This is a genomic window from Clostridium puniceum (assembly GCF_002006345.1).
In the GTDB taxonomy this organism is placed as follows: Bacteria; Bacillota; Clostridia; order Clostridiales; family Clostridiaceae; genus Clostridium; species Clostridium puniceum.
Genome location: NZ_LZZM01000189.1, coordinates 12,894 through 25,137, shown reverse-complemented (window position 1 = coordinate 25,137; position 12,244 = coordinate 12,894). Strand labels below are relative to the sequence as shown.

At 28.1% G+C, this 12,244-nt stretch carries 13 protein-coding genes, 1 pseudogene and 1 riboswitch; of the genes and pseudogenes, 5 read left to right on the top strand and 9 right to left on the bottom strand.

Features of this window, described 5'->3' with window-relative positions:
• Positions 1 to 114 precede the first annotated feature (114 nt).
• From CLPUN_RS17100 to CLPUN_RS17080, 5 genes are all read left to right on the top strand, one after another.
• The gene (locus CLPUN_RS17100) at positions 115 to 567 is read left to right on the top strand and encodes an RNA-binding protein (protein WP_077848455.1); all 453 of its coding nucleotides are present in this window, start codon (positions 115 to 117) and stop codon (positions 565 to 567) included.
• 503 nt (positions 568 to 1,070) lie between these two features.
• Entirely contained in the window at positions 1,071 to 2,240 is a 1,170-nt protein-coding gene (locus CLPUN_RS17095) for a galactokinase (RefSeq protein WP_077848454.1), read from the top strand.
• Positions 2,241 to 2,407: 167 nt separating this feature from the next.
• Positions 2,408 to 3,403, top strand: a complete 996-nt coding sequence (galE, locus tag CLPUN_RS17090; RefSeq protein ID WP_077848453.1) for a UDP-glucose 4-epimerase GalE — start codon at positions 2,408 to 2,410, stop codon at positions 3,401 to 3,403.
• A gap of 12 nt (positions 3,404 to 3,415) precedes the next feature.
• On the top strand, positions 3,416 to 4,912 hold the full coding sequence (gene galT, locus CLPUN_RS17085; protein ID WP_077848450.1) for a UDP-glucose--hexose-1-phosphate uridylyltransferase: 1,497 nt from the start codon (positions 3,416 to 3,418) through the stop codon (positions 4,910 to 4,912).
• Between the two features lie 12 nt (positions 4,913 to 4,924).
• Positions 4,925 to 5,947: a LacI family DNA-binding transcriptional regulator gene (locus CLPUN_RS17080; protein ID WP_077848449.1), complete on the top strand. Its 1,023-nt coding sequence runs from the start codon at positions 4,925 to 4,927 to the stop codon at positions 5,945 to 5,947.
• A 190-nt stretch (positions 5,948 to 6,137) separates the two neighbouring features.
• Here CLPUN_RS17080 and CLPUN_RS17075 read toward each other — a convergent pair whose 3' ends face one another.
• From CLPUN_RS17075 to CLPUN_RS17040, 9 genes and pseudogenes are all read right to left on the bottom strand, one after another.
• On the bottom strand, positions 6,138 to 6,911 hold the full coding sequence (locus CLPUN_RS17075) for a radical SAM protein (protein WP_077848448.1): 774 nt from the start codon (positions 6,909 to 6,911) through the stop codon (positions 6,138 to 6,140).
• A 326-nt stretch (positions 6,912 to 7,237) separates the two neighbouring features.
• Positions 7,238 to 7,630: a VOC family protein gene (locus CLPUN_RS17070; RefSeq protein ID WP_077848447.1), complete on the bottom strand. Its 393-nt coding sequence runs from the start codon at positions 7,628 to 7,630 to the stop codon at positions 7,238 to 7,240.
• An 88-nt stretch (positions 7,631 to 7,718) separates the two neighbouring features.
• Positions 7,719 to 7,946, bottom strand: a complete 228-nt coding sequence (locus CLPUN_RS28810; RefSeq protein ID WP_278281668.1) for a YciI family protein — start codon at positions 7,944 to 7,946, stop codon at positions 7,719 to 7,721.
• A gap of 109 nt (positions 7,947 to 8,055) precedes the next feature.
• Positions 8,056 to 8,421 carry a response regulator gene (locus CLPUN_RS17060; protein ID WP_077848446.1) on the bottom strand — a complete coding sequence of 122 codons (366 nt, stop codon included), beginning with the start codon at positions 8,419 to 8,421 and terminating at the stop codon, positions 8,056 to 8,058.
• 35 nt (positions 8,422 to 8,456) lie between these two features.
• Positions 8,457 to 8,541, bottom strand: a riboswitch (cyclic di-GMP riboswitch).
• Positions 8,542 to 8,819: 278 nt separating this feature from the next.
• Positions 8,820 to 9,080 carry a hypothetical protein gene (locus CLPUN_RS17055; RefSeq protein ID WP_077848474.1) on the bottom strand — a complete coding sequence of 87 codons (261 nt, stop codon included), beginning with the start codon at positions 9,078 to 9,080 and terminating at the stop codon, positions 8,820 to 8,822.
• A 114-nt stretch (positions 9,081 to 9,194) separates the two neighbouring features.
• A pseudogene (locus tag CLPUN_RS28805) lies at positions 9,195 to 9,313 on the bottom strand (glycoside hydrolase family protein); the annotation flags it as partial.
• A gap of 264 nt (positions 9,314 to 9,577) precedes the next feature.
• Complete coding sequence (dcd, locus tag CLPUN_RS17050) at positions 9,578 to 10,099, bottom strand: dCTP deaminase (RefSeq protein ID WP_077848445.1); 522 nt, start codon at positions 10,097 to 10,099, stop codon at positions 9,578 to 9,580.
• Between the two features lie 109 nt (positions 10,100 to 10,208).
• Complete coding sequence (locus CLPUN_RS17045) at positions 10,209 to 11,579, bottom strand: sensor histidine kinase (protein ID WP_077848444.1); 1,371 nt, start codon at positions 11,577 to 11,579, stop codon at positions 10,209 to 10,211.
• Positions 11,570 to 12,229 carry a response regulator transcription factor gene (locus tag CLPUN_RS17040; protein ID WP_077848443.1) on the bottom strand — a complete coding sequence of 220 codons (660 nt, stop codon included), beginning with the start codon at positions 12,227 to 12,229 and terminating at the stop codon, positions 11,570 to 11,572. Before CLPUN_RS17040 ends, CLPUN_RS17045 begins: the two co-directional genes overlap by 10 nt.
• Positions 12,230 to 12,244: the final 15 nt, after the last annotated feature.

Below are 12,244 nucleotides of genomic sequence, written 5' to 3'. Positions count from 1 at the left end.
CTGAATAAAATGAAAGTTTTTATAGATTTAAATTCTAAAAGAAGAATTTATCTGTACCCTTTTGGTATTAACTGCAATAGATTATATTAAAGCAATTAATTAAAAGGTGGTAAAATGAATCCTTTAATAAATATGATTCTTGCTTCTCTCTTTTCTGGTATGGGTGGAGGACTTGGAAATAATATGATGAACTCTATGTCCAACCAAAATAGGGGAAATAACTCAAATCAAATGAGTGGTATGAACCCTAATATGAATATGTTTAATGGAAATCCCTTATTAAATATGCTTATGGGAGCTATGGGTGGAAACATGAATTCTGGCATGGGCGGAAATCCTTTATTGAATATGCTTATGGGTGGCATGGGCAATAATAATAATATGAATGGTAATAATACTAACATGAATGGTGCCAATCCTAATATGAACAGTGCTAATTCTAATATGGGTGATATTAATTCACTTTTAAGCATGTTAATGGGAAATCAAAATAATATGGGGATGAACAATATGAATAGCATGAATCCTAATAACAATTCCTATAAGAAATCTCACTCAAAAAAATAATAAGAATACCAATAGGCAGCTTAATTTGATATGCTCTTTTTACAGTAGATAGTTAAAATAATAAAACTATTACTATGAAGGGCGCATATAAATTTATAGGTTGCCTATTAAATATTATTAAATTGAGTATTTTAAGCTAATTCTTTTAATCCCAATTACATATTATGTTTTTTAACTTATTCACACTATCTAAACTATGAATATCTGCTTCTAACCTTTATGTATAATAATCTTTATTTGCTACATAATATATATCTAGTAACCCTTTTCTATTTTAAATATATTTTTTACATATTCCTCTTACACAATTGTAATTATGCTGTACTTTAAAAAACAAATATATATTAACAATTTCACATGTAAACGTAATTTTTAAGTTTAATTATAGATATTAATGCAATTCTCGCCTTTAAGAATTTAGATATTATTAATTTTTTTCGATTCCCTCTTTACTTTTCAATAGAAATCGCTTACTATAAAATTAAAAGAAGGAGGAGTTAAATATGTACGATATTAATTTATTAAAAAGTGATTTTACTGAACTATTTAAAAAAGACTCTGAAAGTGTTTTCTTTTCACCAGGAAGAGTTAATTTAATTGGTGAACATACTGATTATAATGGTGGGAATGTTTTCCCTTGTGCATTAACTATTGGAACTTATGCTGTCGTTGCTAAAAGAGATGACAATAAGGTTTTAGTTCATTCTTTAAATTTTAAAGAATTAGGAGTTATAGAATTTTCTTTAGACAATATGGTTTATGAAAAAGAACATAATTGGGCTAATTATCCTAAGGGAGTAATTAAAACTTTTGAAAGTCATGGTTTTAACATTCCAAATGGTTTTGAAATAATTTTCTATGGTAACATTCCAAATGGTTCTGGATTATCATCTTCTGCTTCACTTGAAGTTTTAATGGGTACTATATTAAATGAATCCTTTAGCTTAAACATTGATATGGTTGATATAGTTAAAATGTGTCAAGAAGCTGAAAATAAATTTATAGGTGTAAATTGTGGAATCATGGATCAATTTGCTATTGGAATGGGTAAAGAAGGTTGTGCTATACTTTTAGATTGTAATACTTTAAAATACTCATACAGCAAATTAAATCTTGATGGATATAAAATAGTAATTGGAAATACAAATAAAAAGAGGGGGTTAACTGACTCTAAATATAATGAAAGACGTAGTGAATGCGAAGATGCCTTAGATAAAATACAAACAGTTAAAAATATCACAGCTTTAGGAGAACTTACTGAAAAAGAATTTGAAGAAGTAAAAGATTGTATCGGCGATCCAATCAAAGCAAAAAGAGCTAAACATGCTGTATATGAAAATCAAAGAACTTTAAAAGCTGTAAAAGCATTAAAAGAAAACAACTTAGAATTATTCGGTAAACTTATGAATTATTCTCACATTTCCTTAAGAGATGATTATGAAGTTACTGGAATAGAATTAGATACTTTAGTTGAATTAGCTTGGGAAACTGAAGGTGTAATTGGTTCTCGTATGACTGGAGCAGGCTTCGGCGGATGTACTGTTAGCATTGTAAAAGATGAATGTATTGATAATTTTAAACAAACTATCGCAGTTAAATATAAAGAAAGAATAGGCTATGAACCAGATTTCTACGTAGTTAGTATTTCTGATGGAACAAGGAAACTCGGTTAAGATTTAATATCCTTTTTAAGATACCCTGTGGAGAATTAAGAGTTGTGGATGAAAACCATAGGTCTTCTCTTCTTTTAGAATTTAATTTTTAAATGATACTTATCTAATATTTTATTTATATTTTTATCATATTAGAATTTTAAAATATATATTAAGGAGATGTTAATATGTCAATATTAGTTTGTGGTGGTGCTGGATATATAGGTTCTCATACAGTGTATGAACTTATAAAACAAAATAAGGAAGTTGTAATAATTGATAATTTACAATCTGGTCATTTGAAAGCTGTACATTCAGAGGCAAAATTTTATAAAGGTGATATAAGAGATTCTGAATTTTTAGATAAAGTTTTCACTGAAAATGATATTGAAGCTATAATACATTTTGCTGCTAATTCCCTAGTTGGTGAAAGTATGACAAAACCATTATTATACTTCAATAATAATGTGTATGGAATGCAAATTTTACTTGAAAGTATGGTAAAACATAATATTAAAAATATAGTATTCTCTTCAACTGCTGCAGTATATGGAGAACCTAAAAAAATTCCAATTCTTGAAGAAGACGAAACAAATCCAACTAATACCTATGGTGAAACAAAGTTAACTATGGAAAAAATGATGAAATGGGTTAGTAAAGCTTATGGAATAAATTATGTTTCTTTAAGATATTTCAATGCAGCTGGTGCTATTGAAGATGGAAGTATTGGTGAAGATCATTCTCCTGAAACTCACTTAATCCCATTAATTCTTCAAGTTCCATTAAAGAAGAGAGAAGCTATAACTGTGTTCGGAGAAGATTACGATACTCCAGACGGTACATGTATTAGAGATTACATTCATGTGCTTGATTTAGCAGATGCACATATAAAAGCTGTCGAATATTTACAAAAAGGTAATGAAAGTAATATCTTCAACCTTGGTAATGGAGTTGGCTTCAGCGTTAAGGAAATGATTACTTCAGCAAAAGAAGCTACTAATGAAGATATTAAAGTTGTTATTGGGGAAAGACGTGCTGGAGATCCTGCAAGATTAATTGCTTCAAATGAAAAAGCAAAGACAATCTTAGGTTGGGATCCAAAATATACAGATGTAAAAGATGTAATAAACACTGCATGGGGATGGCATAAATCTCATCCCGATGGTTATGGAGACCGTAAATAAGGGGGATTCAAAATGATAAATTATGAAATAAACAGGCTTATAAATTTTGCTCTTCAGCAAAATCTTATAACAGAAGAAGATAAAATCTACTCTACTAACCTACTTCTTGGAACACTTAAATTAAATGAATTTGATCCTCAAGAAGTTAATGAGAGATTAGAAACACCTACCCCTATATTAGAAAATATATTAGATTATGCAGCTGAGCAAAATTTAATTGAAAATACTGTTACAGAAAGAGATTTATTTGATACTTTAATAATGAATTGTCTTATGCCTAGACCATCAGAAGTTATAAATAAATTTAACAAATTATATAAGGAAGATCCTGAAAAGGCTACTGAATATTATTACAATTTAAGCATAGCTTCTAACTATATAAGAAAAGATAGAATCGATAAAAACATTGTATGGAAAGCTAAGACTGAATATGGTGATTTAGATATAACAATAAATTTATCAAAACCAGAAAAAGATCCACGAGATATAGCAAAAGCCAAATTAATAAAATCAAGTTCATTCCCTAAATGTTTATTATGTAAAGAAAATGAAGGTTTTTATGGACACATAAATCATCCAGCTAGACAAACTCACAGAATTATACCTTTAGACTTTACCTTAGGGCAAAAGTATTTCTTGCAGTATTCTCCTTATACTTATTATAATGAACATTGCATAATATTTAATGATAGGCATATACCTATGAAAATCAACAAAGATACTTTTAGAAACTTATTAATATTTACAGATATATTACCTCATTACTTTGCTGGATCTAATGCAGACTTGCCTATAGTTGGAGGCTCTATACTCTCCCATGATCATTATCAAGGTGGTCACTATACGTTTGCTATGGCTGAAGCTGCTGTTGATAAAAAATATACTATAGCTGGTTATGAAGATCTTGAAGTAAGCAGAGTTAAATGGCCTATGTCTGTTGTTAGAATTTCAGGAAATGTGAAAAATAAATTATTAGATTTAGCAGATCATATATTAACATCTTGGAGAAGTTATTCTGATGAATCAGTAGGTATACTAAGTCATTCAAGTGATGAGCCCCACAATACTATCACTCCTATTGCTAGAAAGAAAAATGGCAAATACGAGCTTGATTTAGTACTTAGAAACAACAGAACTAGCAGTGAACATCCCCTTGGTATTTTCCATCCTCACAATGAAGTTCATCATATAAAGAAGGAAAATATAGGACTTATTGAAGTTATGGGACTTGCAGTTCTTCCTGCTAGATTAAAAGAAGAGTTAAATATTTTAAAAGATTGTTTAATTAATAAAGTACCTGATGTTTCAGCCAATGAAACAATAGCGGTTCATGCTGATTGGTATAAGTATCTTTTAGAAAAATATTCAGATATATCTGAAGAAAATGCTTATAATATATTACAAAAGGAAGTTGGACTTAAATTCCTAGAAGTATTATGTCATGCTGGCGTTTTCAAAAGAGATGAAGCAGGCCTCGCAGCCTTTGATAAATATATAAATACATTATAAGGTGGAGTAATTATGAAATTAACCATAGTAGATGTGGCTAAAAAAGCAAATGTATCAGTTGCAACAGTTTCAAGGGTAATGAACGGAAATTACCCTGTAAAAGCTGAAACAAAAAAGAGAGTATTAGAAGTAATAGAAGAACTTAACTATATACCTAATATGCAGGCCCGTGAGCTCACACAAAAAAAGTCAGCTACTATAGGTGTTGTAGTTCCTAGTATTAATAACATGTTTTTCCCTGAGGTTATAACTGGTATTGAAAACAGCTTAAAGCTTAATTCGTTATCTTTAGTTTTAGCCTGCAGTAATAATGATAGTGAAGATGAGAAACTATGTATTAACAATTTACTCTCTAGAAATGTATCTGGAATAATAGTTATTGACCCTAATACAGATAATGTTAAATCCAAGTTTTATCATGGTATTTCAAAGCAAACACCTATTGTCTTTGTAAATGGTCATTCAGTGTCTAGCAATATTTCATCAGTTATCAATGATGAAGCAATGGGTGCAAGTATGGCTTTAAATTATCTGCTAGAAAATAACCATAAAGATATATTATTTGTTAGAGGAAAAGACAGTTATTCTTATGATGTAAAAGAAAAAGTATATATCGAAACCATGAATGACTTAAATAATTTTAATCGCAAAAATATTATTAACATAGGAAATGGAAATAGTTCTGAAACTGTTGATAATACTATTAACATATTTCTTGATATACTAAAAAAATCTTCTGCAACTGCTGTTTTTGCATGTAATGATCTTATGGCCGTTGGTGTTCTTAATGCCTGCAAAAAGTTAAATTTAGATGTTCCAAAGGATATATCTATTATAGGATATGATAATATTGATTTAAGTAAATTTGTTGAACCTAAATTAACTACGATAGATCAAAATATGTTTCATCTTGGAACTAATGCAGCAACATTGTTGTTAGAAAAAATTGAGTTTGATAATTCTTATAGTAAACGAATAATACTTATAAATTCTTTAATTGAGCGTGATACTGTAACTCCTATACAAAAGAATTAACCTAGAAATTACATTAGTAATTTTTGTTCACTTAATTCATTCGTATGTATAAACCCAAAACAGGCAGTCTTTAATTGAGACTGCCTTTTCAATATCAAATCTCTATATTAAAATTTGATAGAATTAGTATTATAATATCAAATCATATTTACCATATTCTATGATTGTGCGTTAACTAACACTTAATTCTTTAATCAAATACAAATTTTATTCGAAAATTATTTTTCCATGTATTTCTTAATTCATTAATGTACTCATTTGTATCATTTAATACGATATCTTCATATATGGATTTTAAATTTGGATATTTATTATTTATATATTTAAGCATTTTTTCTGCTGGTATACTATCTTTTTTTATCCTCAACTTATCTAAAAACACTGGTATATCTTTATTTAAACTTCCTATCATTTTATTTACATCTGTAATACCTGGTAAAATTGGAGTTATAAAAGTCCACACTTTTATTCCTTGTTCATGTAATGTATTTGCTAATTCAATATTTTTGACTGTATGAGATTTCTCTAAACTTGACAACTGCTTCAAATTTGATAGACCTAACAGTATAGTTAAATCTGCTTCATAATTTTTTAATACATTTATGTCTCTAAATATAATCTCATGATGTGATTTTGTAGTAATCATTGTTGGTATATGAAGTTTACTTAATTCTATTAAACAATTTCTAGTCAATTTATATTTCTTTTCTATTTCCATGTAAGGATCACATTTACTACCTATATATATTATTTTTCTTTTATCCCAGTCCTTTAATTGTTCTTTAATTAATTGTGGCATATTTAATTTAATAAGTAATTCTTTATTCCAATTTGGATTATTTAATTGAAAACAATAAGGACATCCAATTGTACATCCATCATAAGGATCAATAATAGGAACAATTCCCCCATCTGGTGGATATTCAAATGTAATAAGTTCTTTAGCAAATATTTCTTTTATCATAATACTTCTTCTCCTTTATAGTTTAAACTTTTTACTATAATCAAATGTACTTGCAAGTTAACCTGATAATAAAATTTTATCATTCTATTCATATATTACTAGACTTATAATTTTTATTGTGTTATCATAATGTCATAGGTATTTAAAAAATCACTAGAAGTTTTCTAGTGATTTTTTGTTTATTTATAAATTATTATTTATTTTTACTAATACACAATAATTTATTACCATAGTTTATAAAATTATATAATAAATTGTAAACATTCAATTTTCATACTGCGAAGTAAAATAATTTCTAATATTGCTTATTGGAATACTCTATAAGTTTAGCAACCAATTTCAATGTAATTACCTTCAGGATCGGCAATCCAAAAATTTCTTTGCCCCCAAGGTTGTGTAACTGGCTCTCCTGTGAGTGATTTAACACCAAGTTTCATTAGCCGTTCATATTCTCTATCAACATCATCTTTAGTAGGAACACCTATACCTATTTGCATTGTCAGATTGAATCCCATTGGTGAGTAATAAGGTTGATTCATCGCCTCAGCAAATTGTTTCCTGTCAAACATAAACAGACCACCATCTTTCACTTTGAAACTTACAAACTGTCCTCCCTCCCAATCTGTTTCATATCCCAAGATGTCCCTGTAAAATGTCACCATCTTTTCAATATCTTCAACAAATAGCCCCGTATGTACACTGTTAGACAATATTCCCATATAAATATCCACCTTTTTTAAATATAAATAATCTTAAGTTTACATTTATTTACCATTGTGCACTAAAGAGAATATTCGCACTCTTTGATTAAAGTAAATAATTGTTCTCTTCATTGGCTAATTCAAGCGTTCTGATTTCAAAAGATTTACACCCTGATGCAATAAATGGGTCAGATTTGGCAATATTTGTTGCTTCAATAAGATCTTGTGCACAAATTATGACCATTCCTCCAGGATAATCTTTAAAAGGTCCACAAAGCACAAGTTTCTCTTGTCTACTTAATTCTTTTAAATATTCCACATGACTTTTTACTATATCATTATTTATCTACTTTTCATTGTTCATCAAATATACATATGTCATTTGTTCCCCTCCTCATTTTCACAATAACTTATTGAATATTCCGTATATATCAATATTCTTTTTAATTTCCTAGTACTTTTTTAACAGATTCTATTAATCTTTCAGTTTTAAATGGCTTAACAATAAAATCTTTAGCCCCAACTTTAATAGCTTTAATAACAATTTCCTCTTGTCCCATTGCAGAACACATAATCACATTTGCATTGGGGTCAATCTCCATTATAGATGAAAGTGCGCTAATTCCATCCATTACAGGCATTGTAACATCAATTAATATTAAATCAGGTTTTAATTGCTTATATTTTTTAATTAATATTTCTCCATTTTCTGCTTCATCAACTACTTCATACCCCTCTTTCTCCAAAGAATTCTTTAACATGGTTCTCATAAATTTAGTGTCATCACAAATTAAAATTTTTTTGCTCATTTTATTTTCCTCCTATTCATTTCAAATAGGCAAAGACTTGCAACTGGCTGCCATCCTTTTAAAGGAAAAGGCCCTTTAGCTTTGCGTCACAGTTTTTCAACTGCTTTGCCAATTTTATATTAAATTTATCGTACTCTTAAGCTGAAAACTTTATTCTCATTATATAACATATCATTTATTCAATTCATTTTAAATAAAATAAGCAGTAGTGGATTACTCCTGGCTACTGCTTTAACTTTCAAAAAAAATTATATATTGATTCTTTTTTAGAAGAAATTATTTCAGATAAAGTTCTGCTATAAAAAATAATCTCTTCTACTTTATGTTTGTTTTCTTCCGACTGAATAATTTAATTTATATGTTTCGTGTAAAAATACTATATAAATATCTTTAATTTCTTATGCTATCTCTTCTATACTTAATAATCTTGGCTTATTATCTTTTTGTATTTTTATATATATTCTCGCCATTTTCATTTGCAGATTTTCTATTATTGTTTTTACTTTACATATAAAATAATAATCTCCTATGCCATTAGTAACTACGTCTATAGGGTTAAAGTTCCATCCCTTTATTCCATCTAGTGCTTTCTTTAATATTTTTTTCTCTTTTGATGTAACTTTGTGCATAATTTCTAATTCATCATTTCCTTTTATCATATTATCAAACACCCTTTCTCTAATTAACATATTATCATTTGATTTTGTCAGTTGTTTGTCAATCATGTTAACCTTTTCTTAATATATTATTACAAAAAAATGAAGGTAGATTTTTGACCAAGCTTGAAAATTGCTTGTTATAGTTCCACTCTCTCTTTGCCTGCAACTACATTTTTGTATAATGTAGAGCCTAACAGACCACCTGTGCCAACATTATAAGACATGGAGACTAATTCAATCATTACATAATATGAAATAGTAATCTTAAAGGCTACTATTAAAAGTTAAACTGTTGCTTATTGTGTATCTGTTAACACTAGTTGTATTGCACTGCTAATTTGTGTAATAATAGATTTTAAAACTGCTGCAAAGTTCTTAGACACGATGTCAAAAAAACTATGGAAACATACTCACACGTAAATGATGATATGATTAAAACAGCTAAAAGTATAATAGAAAAAATTTTAAATTTGAATTTTTGACGTTTCAAAAATAAATTAAAGTTCAAAGTCCTTATACAGCAGACTTGGTTGAACACCTTCATTGTTTTGATATTTCCCACTATTATATATATCATAATCACCTTCAACGGCATGATAATATATTTGGCATAATTCAACGTCAGAATAAATCCTTATTGGCTGAATACAAAATATTTCCAATGTCCAATATCCTTTAAATCCTACGTCTCCAAATCCAGCAGTAACATTAATGAATAATCCTAATCTTCCAATTGAAGATCTTCCCTCCAACATTGGTACATATTTATCCGTCTCTGTATACTCTAAAGTTCTTCCAAGATAAAGCTTTCCAGGTTCTAAGACTAAACCTTCTTCTGGTATAATTATCTTTTTCACTTTGTTTTGCTTTTTCATATCTAAAATTGTTTCATCATAAACTAATAGTTCATTGTGTAATCTTAGATTATAACTATTGGGATTAAGCTGGTTCTCACTAAAAGGCTCTATTTTAATTTCTTTCCCCAGTTTATTTTTGATTTCTTTTCCTGAAAGTATCATTTTTCATCCTCCTGTTTACATAAATTAAACTGAATTATATCTAGTTCCATTCCATTATTATAATAGTTCCATTGGGATGCTTTTCTAAAATATAATTAATTTATTGCTTTTAATAAAGTGTACTTGGTAATTCTAAAATCACTTTAGCGCCGCCAAACTTTTCAGAATTACTCAAGTATATTCTTCCATTATGCCTTTCAATAAACTTTTTTGCAATATATAAACCCATTCCATAATGATTTTTTGAATTTCTGCTTTTATCTCCTTGAAAAAATTGCTCTGTTGCTGACTTTAATTCTTCTTTAGTAAAACCACTTCCTGAATCTTCGATTATAAACCTTATATACTTGTCATTAGAATCACAATAAAATATTATTTCTCCATTTATTGGTGAGTAATCAATTGCATTAGAAATAACATTATTTATAGCTCTTTTTAATTCCACTTTATCAATAAATGCAAATTGTGGAAGTTCATTAATTTCACTCGTAAATCTTAATTGTTTTTTCATACTCATTGAAATTCCCTGTTCAATAATTTCCTTTACAAATGCTTTTAACTCTATCTTTTTCTTTTCAATTGCAGGTTCTTTTTCTGATTTCATAATTTCTATTAAAGATTTGATATAAGATTCCATATTACTTACTTCAATTAAAATACGCTTATTAAATTCAGCTTGATCTGATTTTAAATCCAATTCATTTAAAAGTTCTGAATTTCCTTTAATAATTGTAAGTGGAGTTTTTATATCATGTGCTAATGCTACTATTTGTTCTTTACGCATTTCTTCCATTTCCCATTGCTTATTAAGAGATTCATATAATTCCATTTTCATTTTATCTAAGGCATAAAGTACTTCATTAATTTCTATTATATTTGAATATTTCATTTCAAAATTTAAATTTTTCATCTGTATATTTTTTGTAGTATCTTTTAAAATTTGCATTTCCTTTAACATCCTATTTCTAAAGCATTTGGAAACAATAATTATTTCAAAAATAAATAAAATTAAAAATATAATTATAAATCCCAACTCAGCGTTAGGAATATATTTTTTTAAAGTAGGATTAGCAAAACTGCTTACTAGAGTATACTCAACAACACATACTTCACCTTTTCTCTGTATAATTTTATAATACTTATTGCCATTAATTATTTCTTCATTTTGAACAAGCTGCCATATATTTAATGATTTCTCTTCTGAAAAATTTCCTTGCAGCATCTTGCCTTCTAAATTATAAACTGCATAATCACATTCCTTTGGTATTATTTTACTAACATCTTGTGCTTTAGCTATATCATCTCTATACTTTTCAATCTGCTGTTCATAATAATTAGCTGGCAAAATAAATCCTCTATCTGCTGCAACTAGAAATAAAGCTGAATCAGATACTATTAGAATAGCTACTACTATACAAAAAATTATTATGTATATTGCAAAAATCTTAGAAATGCTTTTTTCTCTTTTTATCACTTCCATTTGTATCCAATCCCCCAAACTGTTTCTATTGGATTCACCCCTATATTTTTAAGCTTATTACGAATATTCTTTATATGTTCTACAATTGTTGCCGTATCACTGTTTCCATCATAGCCATATACATTTTCATAGATTCGTTCTTTTGAAAACACTTGCCCATGATTTATAGCTAAATATTCACAAATACTATATTCACTTTTTGTAAAATTAATTAATTTTTGATTGTAATAAATTTCTTTTCCAGTTATATTAAATTTAAGACCAGAAATAGAAAATGCATTTTGTTTTTCTCTATGTTCACGTCTTAAATGGGCTGAAACCCTAGCTCTTAATTCATTAATTCCAAAAGGTTTTGCTATATAGTCATCCCCACCTAAGCTTAGTCCCATTACAATATCCTGTTCCATAGTTTTTGCTGTTAGAAAAATAATGGGGCAATCAACTAAAGTTCGTATTTCTTTACAAAGAGAAAATCCATCAATTTGCGGCATCATAACATCAAGCAGAATTAAATCATATTTTACATATTCCTCTTTTGGTAATAAAGTTGAATTCGAAAAAGTCATAACATTATGACCTTCTTTTTCTAATGCACTTTTTATTATTTTTAATATACCTTCCTCATCGTCAATTGCTAAAATATGCGCCATATCTTCGATACCTCC